Below are 17,661 nucleotides of genomic sequence, written 5' to 3' on the forward strand. Positions count from 1 at the left end.
CCGGCGGTCCGCGCCCGCACGCCGCCGACAGCACCCCCTTCATCACCACACCACCCGAGACCACCACGGAGGAACCATGACCGACGTCAAGCACTGGATCGACGGCCGCGAGGCCGAGGGCACCGGCTCGACCCAGCCCATCCTGAACCCGGCGACCAACGAGGAGATCGCGACCCTGCACCTGGGCGACGCGGGCACCGTCGACCAGGCCGTGCAGGTCGCCGTCGCCGCCCAGCGCGAGTGGGCGAAGGTCTCGCTCGCCAAGCGCACCCAGATCATGTACCGGATGCGCCAGCTGCTGATCGACGCGACGGACGAGATCGCGGAGGTCATCTCCCGCGAGCACGGCAAGACCGTCGCCGACGCCCGCGGCGAGATCGCCCGCGGCCAGGAGACCCTCGAGTTCGCCACCTCGATCACCCAGGACCTCAAGGGCGGGTTCTCCGAGAACGTCTCCACCGGCGTGGACGGGTTCACCTTCCGCCAGCCGCTCGGGGTCGTCGCCGGCATCACCCCCTTCAACTTCCCGGCGATGGTGCCCTTCTGGATGCACCCGATCGCGATCGCGACCGGCAACGCCTTCATCCTCAAGCCCTCCGAGCGCGACCCCTCCGCCTCGAACATCGTGGCGCGCCTCTACCAGGAGGCCGGGCTGCCCGACGGCGTCTTCCAGGTCGTCCACGGCGGCAAGGACACGGTCGACGCGCTGTGCACGCACGAGCAGATCGCCGCGGTGTCCTTCGTCGGCTCCACCCCGATCGCGAAGCACGTGCACGCCACCGCCTCGGCCGCGGGCAAGCGGGTGCAGGCGCTCGGCGGCGCGAACAACCATGCCGTGGTGATGCCGGACGCGAACGTCGAGTTCGCCGCCGGGCAGGTCGCCTCGGGCGCCTTCGGCTCCGCGGGCGAGCGCTGCATGGCCGTCCCGGTCGCCGTGACCGTCGGCGACGCCCACGAGCCCTTCCTCGAGGCGATCGCCGCCGAGGCCGCGAAGCTCACCGTCGGCCCCGGCTCCGACCCGGCGACCGACATGCCGCCGGTGATCACGAAGGACGCCCGCGAGCGGGTCATCCGCATGGCCGACGAGGCCGAGCAGGCCGGCGGACGGATCGTCGTCGACGGTCGCGGCCTGGTCGTCGAGGGCTTCGAGAACGGCAACTTCGTGGGGCCGACGGTCGTCACCGACCTCCCCGCCGACCACCCCACGTACACCGAGGAGGTCTTCGGGCCGCTCCTGGTGGTCATGCACGTGAACAACTTCGACGAGGCCATCGAGCTCGTGAACTCCTCGCGCTTCGGCAACGGCACCGCGATCTTCACCGGCTCCGGCCACTACGCGCGCCGCTACCAGGAGGAGGTCCAGGTGGGCATGGTCGGCATCAACGTGCCGATCCCGACCCCGGTGGGCTACTACTCCTTCGGCGGCTGGAAGGACTCGCTGTTCGGCGAGCACCACGCGCACGGACCCGAGGGCCTCGAGTTCTACACGAAGCAGAAGGCGGTCACCTCGCGCTGGCCCCGCCAGGACGAGCACGTCGAGGCGTCCATGAGCTTCCCGACGCACGACTGATCTCGGCTCCCGCCGCCCATCGAAGGAGATGATCCCGTGACCTCTGCGCACTCCCCCGCGCCCGCTCCGGCGACCGCCGACCTCTCGCGCAATCCCGAGGCGCCGTTCGACCGCCTCACGATCGGCGTGTGCCCCGACCAGTGGGGCGTGTGGTTCCCCCAGGACGAGAAGCAGATCCCCTGGCGCACGGCGCTCGCGGAGATGGCCGAGGCCGGCTTCTCCGTCATGGAGACGGGCCCCTGGGGGTACTTCCCCCAGGTCGCGACCGACCTGAAGCACGTCATGGACGAGCACGGCTTCCGCGTGGTCGCGGGCACCGGCTGGGGCATCCTGCACAAGGAGGAGGCCTGGCCGGAGACGGAGCGCGCCTTCCGGGCGATCGCCGAGACCCACGCGGCCGTCGGCGCGGAGTACATGGTGCACCTGCCCCCGCTGTACCGCGACGACAAGACCTGGGAGTTCACGGACGACCGGCAGCTGACGGGCGAGGCCTGGAAGCTCTACGTCACCCACGCCAACGAGCTGGGCCGCATCCTCAAGGAGGACTACGGGCTGACGATGGTGCTGCACCCTCACGGCGACAGCCACATCGAGACGCCCGAGGAGATCGCGCGCGTCTTCGAGGCGACGGACCCGGAGCTGGTCTCGTTCTGCCTGGACACCGGGCACGTCGTCTACGGAGGCGGCGACCCGATCTCGATGATCGACGAGTACCCCGACCGCATCGGCTACGTCCACATCAAGGCCTTCGACGCCGACATCACCCGCGAGGCGCACGAGAAGGACTGGCCCTTCGGGCAGGCCGTGGCGAAGGGCGCCTCGGTGCGTCCGCCGGCCGGGCTGCCCGACATGAAGGACCTGGTGGCGAAGCTCGCGACGCTCGACAGGGACCTCTACGTGATCTGCGAGCAGGACCTCTACCCCTGCGATCCGTCGCTGCCCCTGCCCAATGCCGTGAAGACCCGCGAGTTCCTGGCCAAGTGTGGCCTGGGCCTGAAGCACGCCTGAGACGAGGGAGACGCCCCATGGTGAAGGTCCTGCTGGATCCGAGCATGTACCACCCGCAGATGTCCGTCGCGCAGGAGGTGCACAAGGCGGCCGAGCTCGGCTTCCGGTACATCGAGCTGTCCCCGCGCGCCGACTTCCACGAGTGGCACCACTACCCGAAGGTGGACCGCCACCAGATCGCCGAGGTCGCGCAGGCGATGAAGGACACGGGTGTGCGCATCTGGACGTTCAACCCCGTCTTCGACTGGTCGAACCCCGATGAGCAGGAGCGTCAGGCGCAGGTGCGCAACTGGCGGCGGCTGCTGGAGATCGCCGACGCCCTCGAGGTGCCGATGATCGCCACCGAGCTCTCCGGGGACCCGAACCAGCCGCGGCGCAGCGAGTCGCAGTTCTACCGCTCCATCGAGGAGCTGATCCCCGACTTCGAGCGCTACGGCATCGAGTGCACGGTCGAGGCGCACCCGTACGACTTCGCCGAGACGAACGAGCGCGCGGTGCAGATCGTGCGCGGCGTGGACCGGGACTGGTTCAACTACGAGTTCTGCTTCCCCCACGCCTTCCACCTGGGCGGCGGAGCACCGGGCGCGCCGGGCGCGAGCGTGCGCGACATGCTCGACTACGCGGGCGATCGCCTGCGCCACCTGCACATCGCCGACGTCTTCGACCACACCGCGAACGTGGGCAACCGCTACATCGTGAACCCGCCCGGGGTCGACGCCCGCGTGCACCAGCACAACGAGATCGGCAACGGCGAGATCGACTGGGACGACGCCTTCTCCGCCCTGCGCGAGCGCGACTACGACGGATCGGTGTCCGTGTGCGTGTTCGGCTGGGAGGAGGACGCCGACGCGATCAACCGCCGCATGCGCGAGCGGATCCTCACCGAGCTCGGAGGGGAGTGATGGCGGTGGGAACGACGAACGCGGAGAGCAGCCCGCGTCCCCTCGGGGTGGGCGTCGTGGGCCTGGGCTGGATGGGCCGACTGCACGCGAGCTCGTACCGGGGCCTGGCCGCGCGCTATCCGGAGCTGGGCCTCGCCCCGCGCCTGGTGTGCGCGGCGGACCCGCTGCCCGACAACCAGCGCGCGGCGCGCGCGCAGTTCGGCTTCGAGCGCGCGGTGGACGACGTCGCCGAGATGCTCGCGGATCCGGAGGTCGACGTGGTGTCGATCGCGACGCCGAACTTCCTGCACCGGGACGTGGCGCTCGCGGCGGCCCGTGCCGGCAAGCCGTTCTGGATCGAGAAGCCGATGGGCGTGGATGCGGCGCAGAGCCGCGAGATCCACGAGGCGGCCCGCGCGGCCGGCGTCGCGACCGCGGTCGGCTTCAACTATCGGCATGCTCCGGCCGTCGAGAACCTGCGCGCCCTGGTCGCCGCCGGCAGGCTGGGGCGGATCACGAACGTGCGCTGCTGGCTCTACGCCGACTACGCCTCCTCGCCCGACGGCCCGCTGACCTGGCGCTACGATCGCTCCCGGGCGGGCGCGGGAGTGATCGGCGATCTGCTGAGCCATGGCGCGGACCTCGTCCAGTACGTGACCGGCCAGGGCATCGCCGAGGTGAGCGCCGCGACCGACGTGTTCCTGCGCGAGCGTCCGATCCCGACGTCGGCCGGTGTGGGGCACGGCGCCGTCGAGGTCGGGACCGAGCGCGGCGCGGTCGGCAACGAGGACTGGGTGGCGGCTCTCGCGACCCTCGCGGACGGCACCCGGGCGACCCTCGAGTCCTCGCGCGTGGCGCGCGGGCATCGCAGCGACTACGCCCTCGAGGTCTACGGGACCGAGGGGTCGGCGCGCTGGTCCTTCACCCGCATGAACGAGTTCGAGGTGATGATCGGCGACGGCGGCCTCGAGCACGGGTACACGACGGTCCTCGCGGGCGCGGGACACGGCGACTACGGACGCTTCCAGCCGGGTCCCGGCATCCCGATGAGCTTCGACGACCTCAAGGCGATCGAGTGCGCGCAGTTCCTGACGGATGTGGTCGGCGGGGTCGGCGGAGTCGACGACGGCGCCCGCTCGGGCGCCGCTCCGAACACGGCCGACGGGCTCTCAGCGGCGGAGGTCACCGAGGCGATCGTGCGCTCGGCGTCCTCGCGCAGCTGGGTCGACGTGCCGCAGGTCGAGGGGCCCACCTGGGGCGCGTGATCGCGCCGGACTGCGCACGAGTGCAGGTGACGGGGAGGTGGACGTGGAGTCCCGGGCTCGGATTCAGGCGGAGTCCCTCAGCGCGCCGAGGTCCTCGTCGGGACGGCCGAGCGCGTCGAGACGGTCGAGCTCCTCGAGGATCTCGCACTCGTCGACGAAGCGCCGTCCCTCGTGCCCGCACTCCTCGAAGACCTCGTCGTCGGCTCCGAAGCTCACGAAGGCGGCGGCGGTCATCCGGTCCTCGTCCTCCGGGGAGAGGTCCGCGTAGGGATCGCGCGCGGGCAGGTCCTCCCCTTCGACGAGCATCCGCAGGTGGCGGCGGCTGCGCACGGGGTTCGCTGCGTCGGGGCAGGCCGCCGGATCGGCGTCACCGACCGCTCCCCCGCCGGCGCTGGCACTCGCTGAACCGAGGATCTTCGCGGGATCGTGGGCCAGGCCGGTGAGCGACGGCGGGGTGACGGTCGCCGTGGCGCCCAGGCGGCTGGTCCAGGTCACGTGGTGGCTGCCGTCGGCCGACGGCACGTGCTCGACACGGCCGAGCGCCTCCTTCGTGAGATTGCAGTGCGCGCACAGGCCCTGACCGTTCGCGACGCTCGTCGGCCCGCCCTCGGCGACCGGCCGGATGTGGTCGGCGTGGCGGATCGGCGCGCCGCAGTACGGGCCCACGCAGCTGACATCGCGCAGCCGCATGTACAGCTTGAGGCCCTCGGGGAAAGCGCGCGAGCGGGAGTCCATCGCGATCAGCTCGCCCGTGGTCGGGTGCGTGAAGACGCGGCGCAGGGAATCGCCCATCTGCTGCTCGAAGCGCGCGAGGTCGTGCTCGATCTGCTCGCGCGAGGGCGTGCTCCGAGCCTCTGCCGGAGAGGGCGGGTTCGGGGGTACCGGGGCGGGGCGCGGCGGCGGTTCGCTCGCGCTGATCTCACCGGTGAGGAGCGGTGGCGCACCACGGTCCCGGCGCATGATGTCGATGATGTCGAGGGTTTGCCTGCGTGGGATCGTTCCCGGACTGTGCCGATCGTGACCAGCACCGAGGCCCGTGGTTCCGTCTGCTGCGACGGCTCCGTGCACATGCTCGGGCCCCGATGCGGCTCCCTGTTCATGGACCGAGCCGGCGAGGGGCCGGCCGGAGGCGGTGCGCCGTTCCGGGAAGCGCTGGTCGAGCACGTGGTCGCGCACCTGCGTGGCCTCGACCAGGCCGTACCCCTCGACGACGGCGGGTTCCCCGTGTGTGGGCGTGAACAGGGAGCGCTCGGAGATCACCACGTTGATCGCGAAGTGCACCGGGTCCATCGTCTCGTCGCGGCCCAGCAGGGTGTCGGCGAAGAGATCGGCCATGAGCTGGCCGTGCGTGCGCTCGTCACCCTGGACCTGCAGGGATTCGGCGGCGAGGGCGAGCTTGCGGCGGATCGCGGCGCAGTCGGGGCCGGGGAGCACAGCGGTGACGGTGCCCATGCCGTGTGCACCGGGGGTGACGGTGACGCCGCGCTGCGTCGCGGCACGCCTGTGGCGCTCCGGCCCGCCGCGCGGGTCGAGCCTCTGCGCGAGCGCACCGACCTCCTGCGACCAGCGCGCGGGGGTCGAGCCGTCGAGGTCCGGCAGGTGCTCGGCGAGCACCTCGTCGATGTGGCCGCGCAGCTCGGGCTCGACGGGCCCGACGGAGCGGCCGATGGCGAAGCCCGCGTCGGCCTGCATCGTTCCGCGCGCGAGGGCCTCGAACATGCGGGGCATCTCGCGGGACATCCTCTGCCCTGCCCGCAGCCTCCGCGAGGCCGTGGCCGGGGAGACGCGCGAGGCCATCTGGATCTCGCCGGCAGTGCGTCGGCCCTGGTCCTTCACGGGAAGGCCCTCGCGCACGTCCTGTGCGCGGATCGCTTCGTCGAGCGCCGACATGGTGCGCATCTCGAGGGCGGCGAGAGCCGAGCGCATCTCGTCGATGCCCACGAGCACGCGCGAGAGGTCTGCGGCCTCGCGCGTGCCCGAGCCGTCGAGCGCCGGGCCGACGAGCGCAGCGTCAGCAAGCGCAGCGTCGGCGATCGCTGAGGCCGTCTCCCGCAGGTCGATGCGGCGCGCGTCCGTGGTGGGCGCGTCGATGCGGCGCGCGTCGATCGCCCGGCCGTCCGACGAGGGACGGAGCAGCACCGCCCCGTCGGCCGAGAGGCTGATCGAAGAGGACGGGCTCGACGCTCGCGGCCGCGCGGGCGCCGCATCCGGACGAGCGGCCGTGCCGTCCGTCCCGGGTGCGGTCGCGCCGTGCGCGCCGAGGTCTTCGTCGTCCATGGCACCCATGCTCCTCGGGGGGACCGACGAACGAAGGGTCCGTGTGGACTGCCGAAACTGTGAACTGCGTCACATCCTGGAGTGCTGGGGTCGTCGGACAGATCGCGGAGAGAGGAGGCCGACGGGGCTGCGCGAGAAGGACACCGACGCGTCGGCGACGGTGGCGATCAGAGCCCCCGGCCGACGCCCGGTCCCCTCTCGGATCAGGTCACGTCGGCCTGGATCTCCGGCGCGGGCCGGCTCCGCCGAGTCCCCTGATCAGACCAGGTCAGCCGGATCGACGAGGAAGCCCTCGAGGTCCACTATGTACCCGCCGACGGTCTCGACGATCAGGCCCGCGAGCAGTCCGATCCTGCGATAGACCTCGGTCCAGCGCGCGGCGGTCGCATCGTCGGGCACGTCGATCTCGGCATCGAGCTCGTCGAGCATCTCGTGCACGATCTCGTAGTCGACCGCGTCCTCGAGCCAGGGCAGCGCCTCGAGCGCCGTCGGCCGGGAGGTCGGGCCCACGCGCAGCAGGATCTCGTCCTGCGGATCGTCGGCCGACGGAGCGAGGAGCACCGCGCCGGCGCCCGCCGTGGCGATCCCGGACGCGTCGTCCGCGTCGCCGATCGGGATGCGCAGCATGTACCCGGTGGTGTCGGCCTCGGGCGGAGGGGTGACGAGCTCCGCGCCCGGCTCCACCGACTGCACGAGCGCGAGGAGATCCTGCGCGAGCAGTGCGTTCGGGCTGGTCACGAAGAGATCCCGCACATGACAGGGATGCGGCTCGAGCCGTGCGTGCGAATCGGTGACCACGGCGCCGTCGAGCCGGCGCGCGAGCGACCAGGCGAGATCGAGGGCCTCGCGCTCGTCGCCGAAGGGCATGCCGTCCGCGAAGGCGCGGCCGTAGCCGTGGGAGTCGGGGAGGTCCTCGGCGGGCTCGCTGTCGCGCACGCGCGGGGTGCGCAGCGTCCAGCGGCTCGGGCGTCGCGCGTCCTCGACGAGGACCGCGCCGCCGCCGATGTCGATGCCCCCGTCCTCGAGCCGGGCGTCCGGCACGACGTTGCGGATCATCGTCAGGACGGCCTCGGCGGGCGTGCCGTGGGGCAGCTGGAGCCGGTGCGAGGTCATCGCGCGGGTGCCTGGTGCCCCCGCGCCGGGCTCACTCGCCATCGTCGGGCCCCACCGTGCTCACCGGATTCTCCGGGCCGACCGGATTCTCCGGGTCCACGGGGATCAGCGTGCGGTGGAAGTTCATGTGCGAGCGGGAGGCGGTGGGCCCGCGCTGCCCGCTGTAGCGGTTGAGGTTGCCCTCGCTGCCGTAGGGGTTCTGCGAGGCCGACGAGAGCCGGAAGAAGCACAGCTGCCCGATCTTCATGCCCGGCCACAGCGCCACCGGCAGCGTCGCCATGTTCGACAGCTCGAGGGTGATGTGGCCGGTGAAGCCCGGGTCGATGAAGCCCGCGGTCGAATGTGTGAGCAGCCCCAGGCGCCCCAGGGAGCTCTTGCCCTCGAGACGCGCGGCGATGTCGTCCGGGAGGGTGACCTGCTCGTACGTCGAGGCGAGCACGAACTCCCCCGGGTGCAGCACGTAGGGCTCCTCGGGGTCGACGGCGACCTCGCGGGTGAGCGCCGGCTGCTCGACCGCCGGGTCGATCATCGGGTACTTGTGGTTGTCGAAGAGCCGGAAGAAGCGGTCGATGCGCACGTCCACGGACGCGGGCTGGACCATCGAGGCGTCGAACGGGTCCAGTCGCACCCGACCGCTGTCGATCTGGTCGCAGATGTCGTTGTCGCTGAGCAGCACGGGGCAACCCTATCGGGCGAGCGTGACGTGCACGGCAGCGTCCGCGGACGGTTTCGCACCGGCGCGGATCGCACGCTATGCTGGACCCCGTTCGACTCGCCGAGGGGCACGTTCCCGCAGGTCGAGGAGGATGCGCGGGTGTAGTTCAATGGTAGAACTTCAGCTTCCCAAGCTGACAGCGCGGGTTCGATTCCCGTCACCCGCTCCATGTGATGAGAAGGCCCCGGTGAGTGATCACCGGGGCCTTCGTCGTGGCGGCCGTCAGCCGCTCCCGCCGCAGCACCCGCCGCAGCATGGACAGCGCAGGGGCGAGCCCGCGGCCGTGCGTCAGGACGCCGTCGCGGACTCGCGCCGGTCCTCGTACCTGCGCCGGAAGTCCTGCTCGATGTCCTCGAGCGTGCGGTCCTTGGTCTCCGGGGCCACCCGCCACACCCAGATGAACGCGACCACCTGCAGGGCAACGAAGATGAGCACCGTGGCACCGGCGCCGATAGCCTCGGCGAGCACCGGGAAGGTGAGGCCCACCAGGAACGTGAACATCCACAGCACCCACGTGCACAGGCCCATCCCGGCGCCGCGCACGCGCAGCGGGAAGATCTCCGAGAGGTAGAGCCAGGTGACCGTGCCGATGCAGCACTGCATGAAGCCCACGAAGACCACGATGCACGCGAGGATCGCGAAGGGGCGCGCAGGGCTGCCCTCGGGGATCAGCTGGAAGGCCAGGGCGAAGCACGTGAGGGAGCAGATCGTGCCGCCGAGCCCGGTCAGGAGCATCCGCTTGCGGCGCGCGGTGCGCAACAGCACCATCGCCAGGCCCACCGCGCCGACGCCCACCAGACCGGGGATGATGTTCGCGTAGAAGGCGCCGTTGCCGCCGAAGCCGGCGCTCTCGAGGACGCTGACCCCGTAGTACTGGATCGCGTTGATGCCCGAGATCTGGTTGATCACCGCCATCCCGAGGCCGATGCCCAGGATCCTGCGCATCCAGGGGCTGACGAGGATGTCGCGCAGCGTCCCCGATGCGGCCTGGTAGTCCTCCCGCGCGAGCTCGCGCACCTCGTTCAGCTCGTCGGAGCTGTAGGCGTCGCCGCGGATGTCCCGCAGCACCTCCTGGACGCGGTCGTAGAGTCCCGCGCGTGCGAGCCACCGGGGCGACTCGGGGACCGCATGCATGCCGATCCACAGCGCGATCGCCGGGAGCGTCGCGAGCGACAGCATGTAGCGCCAGACGTGCCCGGTCTCCGGCATGAGCGTCGCCAGCAGGGCGTTCATCATGAACGCAAGAGCCTGCCCGGTGACGATCATGAACTCGTTCTGCGCGACGACGCGCCCCCGCAGATGGGTCGGCGCCATCTCCGCCAGGAAGACGGGGACGATCGCCGACGCGCCGCCGACCGCGAGGCCGAGGACGAAGCGGAAGAGCGCGAGGACGGCCGCGCTCGGCGCGAGGGAGCAGCCGATGGTGGCGAGCGCGAAGACCACCGCGAGGCCGACGATCGAGGGGCGCCTGCCGAAGCGGTCCGCGATCCGGCCGCCGAACACCGCTCCCCAGGCCGCGCCGAAGGGCAGGATCGAGGCCACGAGCCCCTCGGTGAGACTGGTCAGCTGCAGGTCGCTGCGGATCGACGGCAGGGCGCCGTTGATGACGCCGGTGTCGTAGCCGAAGAGCAGTCCGCCGAACGTCGCGATGGTCGCGATCGTCCGCATGCGACCGGGGAGCTTGCCCGAGGTGAGGTCCCTCCGGGATCCATGACCCGACATGTTTCGTCCTTCCGACAGCGTCGTCGTCCTTCGAGACGGAACGACACTACCTCAGAAGGAATCTTTTGTCAGGACATGCCGTGCGCGCGCTCCTCGAGCTGGACCAGCAGGGCGCCCGCGTAGGCGTCCTCGACCTTCCGGGCGCGGATCTCGCGCGACTCCTCGGGGCCGGACAGCGTCACCACGTGCACCAGGTGTCCGGAGGCGGAGCGCTCGCAGCGCAGCTGCGCGAAGTGCTCGCCGAGGGCCTCGCGCAGCTGGTCCTCGCGCGGGATCCAGACCGCCTCGTCCTCCTCGATGGAGTCCAGGGCCCACTCGGTGGTGCCGTTGAAGGTGAAGAGGGGCTCGCCGCGTCGGCCGCGACCGGGCTCGACGACCATCGAGGACAGCATGAAGGTCTGCTCCCGCAGGTCGGGCACGTCGATGGTGAAGCGGTCCCCCTCGGCGGGCTCCCAGAGGAGGCCGAGGTCCCGCAGTCGTCGGGCGATGTCCACGTCGATCACGCGTCGATTCTAGCGGCGCGGGGCGCGCGATGGCCGGTCGATGCGAGGCCCGATGGCCGCCGCTCACGGCTCCTCCCCGGCAGCGCACCGGCCGCTCACCGGACCCTCCCCGCGAGCTCACGGGCGGCTCACGGTGCACTCCGTGCGCCGATGGGCCCGGGATCGAGCTGACACGGTGCAAGAATATGTCCATGCCCAAGATCATCGGAGGCTCCCTGGAGGAGCATCGCGAGCGGACGCGCGAGAAGATCTTCTCCGCGCTCGGCGAGCTCATGGAGACCGAGCCCTTCGAGGACATCACGTTCTCCCGCATCGCCACCGTCGCCGGTGTGGGCCGCACCGCGATGTACAACCACTTCCCCGACAAGGACACGCTCCTGGTCGAGTACACGATGCACGAGACCAGCGACTACCTCGACCAGCTGCGCGAGGGCATCGAGGGCGCCTCCACGCCCGTCGAGGCGATCGAGCTCTACGTGCGCACCCAGCTGGGCCTGAGCACCTCCTTCCACCTCTCGAGCACGCGCGGGCGCGTGAACCTCGACCCGGACATCGCCCGGAAGATGCGCGAGCACGTCGTGCTCATCGAGAAGGTCCTCCACTCGATCCTGGACGACGGCGTCGCCTCCGGCGACTTCAGCGCCGACCTGGACGTGGACGCGAGCCTGCGCATCATCAACGCGATGCTCATCGGCCGCACCCTGCCCCCGGGGACCGACGAGACCGCGCTCGTGCGCTTCATCCAGAGGGCGCTCGGCGCGAGCGTCTGAGTCGGGCTCGGCGCGAGCGCCTGGGTCGGGCTCGGGTCAGGGCACCGCGCTCAGGGCGCCCCGGTCAGGGCACCGCACTCAGCGCTTCTTCTTCGCGCCGCGTCCCTTCTTCTTCCGACGGGACGAGCCCGAGGCCGCCGCCGCGCCCGCTCGCGCGGAGCCGGTGGAAGCGCCGGAGCCGGTGGAAGCGCCGACGCCGTCGGACGCATCGGTCCCGTCGTCCTCGTCGTCATCCGCCCAGTCCATGAGCAGGGGGTTCGTCGAGTCGGCGGTGTCCTCCCCGTCGTCCTCGGCGCGGGCGAAGAGAGGCTTGGAGCTCTCCCCGAAGTCGTCCTCGAGGTCCGTCTGCGGGGCGGTGATCTCGTAGAGCCAGCAGGCGCCGAGCGCGAGCAGCGCCACGAGCGCCACGCCCCAGCGCAGGAACTCGTTGGTGCCGTCGATCATCGCGTTGATCATCGAGGCCACCGAGAGCACGCCGATCAGGGAGCCGACGAGCGCGCCCATCGAGATGAAGGTGCCCAGGGCGTTCCGCAGCCCGCCCATCAGCACCGTGGTGCCGAGTGCGCCCGAATGGCCCCACGAGCCCGGGCCGCCGTAGCGGCCGCTCTCGATGACGCGCACCGAGGAGGTGCCGAGGCCCGCGGCGAGCGTCGAGGCGACGGCCGTCGCGAGGGCCACGAGCACCAGGGTCCCGACGAAGGCCGGGAGAGCCGACGGGCCCAGGCCGAAGCCCGCGACCACCGGCATCAGCGCGGCGATCGCGACCGGCGCGAGGGCGGCGCGGCGCGAGGTGAGCGGGAGGTCGTCGAAGTCCATGGTGTCGCGGCCGTCGAGGATCGCGGCGCGGGTCTCGACGACGGCGGCGACGCCCAGGCGGCGCAGACCGTGCAGCAGTGCGGAGGCGATCAGGGCGATCGTCACCACGCCCAGGGCGATCCCGCCGAGCACCGCGACCGAGTCGGGCGTCATCGCGTGCAGGGCGCGGTCCTCCCAGACGCTCTTCGCGCGCGAGGCGCCGGCGACCGCGGTGACGATCGTGGCGAGGAAGGGCAGGGCGGCGAGGGCCGCGACCAGCTGGACGCCGACGGCGGTCTCCGCGCCGCCGGTGCGGCTCGCGTCGCGCCAGGGCTCGGCCGTGCCGGGACGATCCGCGAAGGCGCCCGAGGTGTGCAGGGCGGCGCTCGCGGCGATCACCACGAGGCCGCCGAGGCCCGCGAAGGCCACGAGCGAGAGGGCGAGGGCCGGGACGCCCTCGGCGAGCACCACGAGCACCGCCAGCACGAGCGCGCCGAGCGCGAGGACGCCGGCGGCCGCGAGGGCCGCGGTGCCCAGCACCGTCATCGCGCCGAGGGCGCCGCCGGTGCGGCTGCTGCGGGCGGCGCGCAGCGAGGCGGCCTGGTGCGGGTCGAGCACGCGCGCGGCGAGCAGCTGGGCGAGCAGCGTGATCACGGCGCCGAGGGCGAGGCCCAGTGCGGCGAGCGCATTGGGGTGCGTGCCGTAGAGGGTGAGGGTGTCCAGGAAGGTGTTCGCGTAGTGCGACTCGTCGGTCGCGGTGATCCACTGCGACATGTCGGAGATCGCCGAGGTGATCTGGCTCTGCAGGTCGCTGCGGGGAACCGGCGAGTCGGACCCCGTGAGCGCCTTGTCGGTGAAGCTGCCCATGCCCACGGCGGTGAACCGCAGGTTCTGGTAGCTCGAGGGCAGCCACAGCGCGACGCCCGCGATCATCCCGCCGACGCCCAGCAGGGCCGGCACGAGCTGCCCGGCGCGCAGGGCCGTGCGCTCGCGGCCCTCGCGGCCGGTGTGCGGGAACAGGGCGACGACCAGGGCGACCGCGACGGCCACCGTGAGGGCGAGGATCGTGATGCCCAGGCCGTGCGTCGCGAAGACGGGCACGGAGACGCGGATGCCGGCGGCCGCGAGGGCCGCCGTGAGCGCGACCAGGGTGGCCGCGCGGGCGGGGCCGCGGCGCAGCAGCTGCGCGAGTCGCAGGTGGGGGCCGCCGGGGTTGGTCTCGTCCTCGGCGTGGATCTCGTTCTCGTCGGAGCCGACGAGCATGGTCGCGGCATGCCCCGTGCCGTGGGCGAGGGAGGCGATCGCGTGCAGGGCGAGCGCATAGACCGCCGCGCCCGCGGCGTAGGCGATGATCGGCGAGGCGGCGTCCTCGCGCATGAAGTACACGGACAGCGCGACGGGCAGTGCGCCGATGCCCAGGGCCGTCGCGACGAACAGGCCTCCGAAGCGGGAGATCGCGCGCGGGCGGTCGCTCGGAGCGATCCCGAAGGCGCTCATCATCATCCCGCTCCCCCGCCAGGCGGCGAGCGCTCCGGCCATCAGGCCGATGAGGAAGAAGCCGATGCGCAGGATGCGCACGTCGGTCGACCCGGGGACGAGCAGCAGCAGGAGACCCGCGGGCACGCCCACCCAGCCGGCGACGACGGTCGCCGTGGTGACGAGCGAGCCCAGTCGGCGGCCCAGGTCGCGGTCGACCGCGGGGTCGCCGGTGTCCGAGTCCTCCTCGGTGAGCAGGTCGGGGTCGTCCTCGTCGGCCGGGGCGATGCCCTCTTCCGCCTCGCGCGCCTCGAGGTCCTCAGCGCTCTCGGTGTCCCCTGCGTCGCTCCCGGCGGCGGACGCGCGGGCCGCCCCTTTCCGGCTCGCGCGGGACTCGGCGCGGCGCCGGGCCACGGCCGCGCCGTGATGGGCGAGGCGCGGGGGGATGATCGCGCCGAGCACGATCGCGGCGACGGCGAGCACGCCGAGCACCAGGAGCAGGACGGCGTTGTCCTCTCCGAGAGCGAAGTCGGTGATGAACTCCACGGGGTCTCCTGCCTGGTGGGACGGGCCGAGAGGACGGGCCCGTCGGATCGTTCCTGACGGATCGTGCCTGGGGAGGCTGGGGAGGGGCTGGGCCGGACCGGGTCAGTCCATCAGCCCAGCAGCGAGAGGTCCAGGACGTCCGGGGCGCCGTCGACGACGCGGATCGGGACGCCCCAGTCCTGCTGGTGCATGTGGCAGGCCGGGAACTCGACCGACGGATCCGCGTCGCACGAGGCGGCGCGCGCGTTCACGTGCAGCACGCCGTCCGAGTACGCCGGGTCCAGCACCACCGTGCGCTCGAGAGCGGTCGAGGTGCCCGATCCGGAGGTGAGCATCGAGGTGGGCGTCGTCGAGATCGACACCTGGGTCGAGGGGCCCAGCGAGTCGTCGAGCTTGTGCCCGGGCGGCGGGGTGAACAGCACGCGCACCGTGAGGGAGCCGGGGCCCACCTCGGTGACCGGGCGGGAGGTGCGCTGCGCGCCCTCGTCGAGCACGCGCTCGGCGGCGCGGGCCACGGGCACCCAGGTGAGGCGGTGGGCGCCGGACTCGACGACGATGAGCTGGCCGATGCCGTCGATCGGCGCGCCGATCACCGCGCCGGAGGGCTCGGCGAGATCGGTCGCGACGGTCACCACGGTGCCCTTGCCGTCGTCGCCCGTGAGGTCGATGAGGCGGATGGCGCCGTTGTAGGTGTCGCAGACGGCGAGGCGGCCGTCGGGCAGCGAGGTCACGCCCAGCGGATGCTGCAGGCGGGCGTGGTCGGCGGAGCCGTCGACGTGCCCGAAGTCGAACAGGCCCTTGCCCACGACGGTGCGCACGGTGAGGGTCTGCGGGTCCAGCAGGCGGATCGCGGAGGACTCGGAGTCGGCGATCGCGAGGGTGCCGTCGTCCATCTCGTCGATCCCGGAGGGCTGCGCCCACCAGGAGGAGACGAGGGCGCCGTCGACGAGGCCCTCCTGGGTGGTGCCCGCGAGCACGGCGAGCGAGCCGGTGCGCGGGTCGAACGTCCAGATCTGGTGGATGCCGGCCATGGTGATCACGGCGCGATCCAGGGCGTGGGACCAGGTGAGGTCCCACGGCGTCGACAGCGCGAAGTCGAGCGGGTCGCCCTCGCCCGTGGGCAGGGGCTGGCCCTGCATCCACTGCGCGCCGTCGCCCGCGACGGTGCCCACGATGCTCGTGGTGCGCGAGCGCAGCAGGCGGCTGCGGCCGAGCTCCACGGAGCGCAGGAGGTGGTTGGCGCTGTCGGCGACCAGGACCTCGTAGCCGGCCTCGTCGGCGACCTCCGGCGGGAGGACGAGCACGCCGTTGGGCTCGGCGAACAGGACGTCGGGCGCGTCGCCGTCGGCGCGGCCCCGTCGGCCCTCCCCGATGATCTCGGAGACGGTCGAGCCGTCGGGCTCGAAGACCACGAGGCGGTGCTGGCCGGCGTCGGAGACGATGAGCCGGCCGTCGTCGAGGGTCGCGACCTTCGAGGGGTAGCGCAGGGTCTGGGGCACGCGGTCGGCGATCACCGTCGGCGCGGGGCCGCGGCGCAGGGAGCCGTCGGCCTCCCCCTCGGCGACGAGCTGCGCGGCGAGAGCGTCGATGGTGTCCGCATGGCCCTCGCCCGAGAGGTTCGCGGCGATGCGGCCGTGGGTGTCCAGCACGATGAGGGTGGGCCAGGCGCGCGCCCCGTACTCGCTCCAGGTGCTGAGCTCGGGATCGTCGAGCACCGGGTGGGTGATCTCGTAGCGCTCGATGTTCGCGGCGAGGGCGTCGGCGTCCTTCTCGAACTCGAACTTCGGGGAGTGCACGCCGACGACGACGAGCTCGTCGGCCCACTTCTCCTCGATCGGACGCAGCTCGTCGAGGACGTGCAGGCAGTTCACGCAGCAGAAGGCCCAGAAGTCCAGGACGACGACCTTGCCGCGCAGGTCCTCGAGGTCCAGCTCGACGCCGCCGGTGTTCAGCCAGCCGCGGCCGCGCAGGGCGCTCCCGTGCACGCGGACGTCGCGCGCCGCGCCGCCGGCGGGGCCGGACGAGGGGCCGCCCGCGGGCGCAGCGGGGGCAGATCCGTCGCTGCTGGCAGGTCCGTCGGTCGCTTCGCCTGATGAAGTCATGGGGTCAAGTCAACACCGAGCCGCGGCGCGCGTGCCAGTCAAGCCCGCCATGCCGACGGGTCGGTCACACCCCGAGCGCGCCGACCTGGGCGTACGTCGGAGTGTGACGACGGGGTCGACGGGGTCGACGGGGCCGTCGGGCCGAGGGCGCCGACAGGCCGGCTCACCAGCTCTCGATCCAGCTCAGCAGGCCGGGGTCGGCGAGGGTGCGCAGGGAGAGGTCGGCGGGCGGGGCCTCGCCGTCCTGCGGGATCGTGATCAGGCGCAGGCCCGCCGAGCGCGCGGCCTGCGCGCCCGTGTGGGAGTCCTCGAAGGCGAGGGCCTGCGCGGGCTGGGCGCCGAGGGCGCGCGCGCCCGCCTCGTACATGTCCGGGAACGGCTTGCCGCGCGCCACGGTGTCGGCCGACTCGAGCACCCGGAAGTAGTCGCGCAGACCGGCGCGGCCCAGCTTGTCCTCGAGCATCTCGTGCCAGGAGTTCGAGGCGCAGGCGATCGGGACCCGCGCGCTCGTCGCGGCCAGGACCTCGTGCACGCCCGGGAGGACGTCGAGGTCGCCCGCGACGTCGCTGCGGAAGCGCTCGCGGGTCGCGTGGAGGACCTCCTCGTAGGGGGCGTCCGCGAGGTCGGCGATCACCCGGGAGGCGTCCTCGACGGTGAGCCCGAGCGGCAGGGCGCCCTCGGCGGCGGCCGGGTCCACGCCGTAGCGGGCGAGGATCGCGGGCTGCGTGCGGTGGCTCCACGCTGTCTCCGTGTCCAGGAGCATCCCGTCGCAGTCGAAGACGACGGCGCGCGGCGTCCAGTCGCCGAAGGCCTCGCGGAAGCGGTCGCCGGCCGTGCCGGCGGCGGCCGCGGCAGGGACCGGCGACGCGGGCGACGGCGCACCGGAGGACGGCGCTGCGGGGGACGGCGCCGTCCTCC

General features: G+C 72.4%; 13 protein-coding genes and 1 tRNA gene. 6 read left to right on the forward strand and 8 right to left on the reverse strand.

What is annotated here, in order from left to right; all coding sequences use genetic code 11:
* Positions 1 to 76 precede the first annotated feature (76 nt).
* The 4 genes from MHY49_RS02685 to MHY49_RS02700 are packed head-to-tail and all read left to right on the forward strand — an operon-like array spanning position 77 to position 4,724.
* Positions 77 to 1,570 carry a CoA-acylating methylmalonate-semialdehyde dehydrogenase gene (locus tag MHY49_RS02685; RefSeq protein ID WP_239202377.1) on the forward strand — a complete coding sequence of 498 codons (1,494 nt, stop codon included), beginning with the start codon at positions 77 to 79 and terminating at the stop codon, positions 1,568 to 1,570.
* A gap of 36 nt (positions 1,571 to 1,606) precedes the next feature.
* A complete protein-coding gene (locus tag MHY49_RS02690; RefSeq protein WP_239202379.1) occupies positions 1,607 to 2,578 on the forward strand; it encodes a TIM barrel protein in 972 nt (323 codons plus the stop codon).
* A 17-nt stretch (positions 2,579 to 2,595) separates the two neighbouring features.
* Complete coding sequence (locus tag MHY49_RS02695) at positions 2,596 to 3,480, forward strand: sugar phosphate isomerase/epimerase family protein (RefSeq protein ID WP_239202381.1); 885 nt, start codon at positions 2,596 to 2,598, stop codon at positions 3,478 to 3,480.
* A gap of 5 nt (positions 3,481 to 3,485) precedes the next feature.
* Positions 3,486 to 4,724, forward strand: a complete 1,239-nt coding sequence (locus tag MHY49_RS02700) for a Gfo/Idh/MocA family protein (RefSeq protein WP_370645954.1) — start codon at positions 3,486 to 3,488, stop codon at positions 4,722 to 4,724.
* 63 nt (positions 4,725 to 4,787) lie between these two features.
* On the opposite strand, the gene MHY49_RS02705 is transcribed toward MHY49_RS02700, so the two are convergent.
* From MHY49_RS02705 to dcd, 3 genes are all read right to left on the reverse strand, one after another.
* Positions 4,788 to 7,001, reverse strand: coding sequence for an HNH endonuclease signature motif containing protein (locus MHY49_RS02705; protein WP_239202383.1), 2,214 nt, complete (start codon positions 6,999 to 7,001; stop codon positions 4,788 to 4,790).
* 258 nt (positions 7,002 to 7,259) lie between these two features.
* Positions 7,260 to 8,114 (reverse strand): hypothetical protein, encoded by an 855-nt coding sequence (locus MHY49_RS02710; protein WP_239202385.1) that lies wholly within the window; start codon positions 8,112 to 8,114, stop codon positions 7,260 to 7,262.
* Positions 8,115 to 8,145: 31 nt separating this feature from the next.
* Positions 8,146 to 8,790 (reverse strand): dCTP deaminase, encoded by a 645-nt coding sequence (dcd, locus tag MHY49_RS02715; protein WP_239202387.1) that lies wholly within the window; start codon positions 8,788 to 8,790, stop codon positions 8,146 to 8,148.
* 134 nt (positions 8,791 to 8,924) lie between these two features.
* Here dcd and MHY49_RS02720 point away from each other — a divergent pair.
* Positions 8,925 to 8,998 (forward strand) — tRNA-Gly (locus MHY49_RS02720).
* Between the two features lie 119 nt (positions 8,999 to 9,117).
* Here the strand turns inward: MHY49_RS02720 and MHY49_RS02725 are convergent.
* Both MHY49_RS02725 and MHY49_RS02730 read right to left on the reverse strand, forming a co-directional pair.
* On the reverse strand, positions 9,118 to 10,551 hold the full coding sequence (locus tag MHY49_RS02725; RefSeq protein ID WP_239202392.1) for a sugar porter family MFS transporter: 1,434 nt from the start codon (positions 10,549 to 10,551) through the stop codon (positions 9,118 to 9,120).
* 68 nt (positions 10,552 to 10,619) lie between these two features.
* Complete coding sequence (locus MHY49_RS02730; RefSeq protein WP_239202394.1) at positions 10,620 to 11,054, reverse strand: hypothetical protein; 435 nt, start codon at positions 11,052 to 11,054, stop codon at positions 10,620 to 10,622.
* Between the two features lie 191 nt (positions 11,055 to 11,245).
* Here MHY49_RS02730 and MHY49_RS02735 point away from each other — a divergent pair, with 191 nt between their 5' ends.
* Entirely contained in the window at positions 11,246 to 11,824 is a 579-nt protein-coding gene (locus MHY49_RS02735) for a TetR/AcrR family transcriptional regulator (RefSeq protein ID WP_200502810.1), read from the forward strand.
* A gap of 78 nt (positions 11,825 to 11,902) precedes the next feature.
* Here MHY49_RS02735 and MHY49_RS02740 read toward each other — a convergent pair whose 3' ends face one another.
* The 3 genes from MHY49_RS02740 to MHY49_RS02750 form a co-directional block, all read right to left on the reverse strand.
* Complete coding sequence (locus MHY49_RS02740; protein WP_239202396.1) at positions 11,903 to 14,641, reverse strand: pyrophosphatase; 2,739 nt, start codon at positions 14,639 to 14,641, stop codon at positions 11,903 to 11,905.
* Between the two features lie 110 nt (positions 14,642 to 14,751).
* Complete coding sequence (locus MHY49_RS02745; RefSeq protein WP_239202398.1) at positions 14,752 to 16,743, reverse strand: thioredoxin-like domain-containing protein; 1,992 nt, start codon at positions 16,741 to 16,743, stop codon at positions 14,752 to 14,754.
* A 163-nt stretch (positions 16,744 to 16,906) separates the two neighbouring features.
* Positions 16,907 to 17,661, reverse strand: a 755-nt coding sequence (locus MHY49_RS02750) for an HAD family phosphatase (RefSeq protein WP_239202399.1), incomplete at its 5' end; no start/stop codon positions are given.

Origin of the sequence: Brachybacterium sp. ACRRE, assembly GCF_022346485.1 — a bacterium.
In the GTDB taxonomy this organism is placed as follows: domain Bacteria; phylum Actinomycetota; class Actinomycetes; order Actinomycetales; family Dermabacteraceae; genus Brachybacterium; species Brachybacterium halotolerans.

Coding starts and splice junctions, on each gene's coding strand:
- MHY49_RS02735 (WP_200502810.1), top strand. CDS start 11,246: ATGCCCAAGATCATCGGAGGCTCCCTGGAGGAGCATCGCGAGCGGACG.
- MHY49_RS02685 (WP_239202377.1), top strand. CDS start 77: ATGACCGACGTCAAGCACTGGATCGACGGCCGCGAGGCCGAGGGCACC.
- MHY49_RS02745 (WP_239202398.1), bottom strand. CDS start 16,743: ATGACTTCATCAGGCGAAGCGACCGACGGACCTGCCAGCAGCGACGGA.
- MHY49_RS02725 (WP_239202392.1), bottom strand. CDS start 10,551: ATGTCGGGTCATGGATCCCGGAGGGACCTCACCTCGGGCAAGCTCCCC.
- MHY49_RS02710 (WP_239202385.1), bottom strand. CDS start 8,114: ATGACCTCGCACCGGCTCCAGCTGCCCCACGGCACGCCCGCCGAGGCC.
- MHY49_RS02695 (WP_239202381.1), top strand. CDS start 2,596: ATGGTGAAGGTCCTGCTGGATCCGAGCATGTACCACCCGCAGATGTCC.
- MHY49_RS02705 (WP_239202383.1), bottom strand. CDS start 7,001: ATGGACGACGAAGACCTCGGCGCGCACGGCGCGACCGCACCCGGGACG.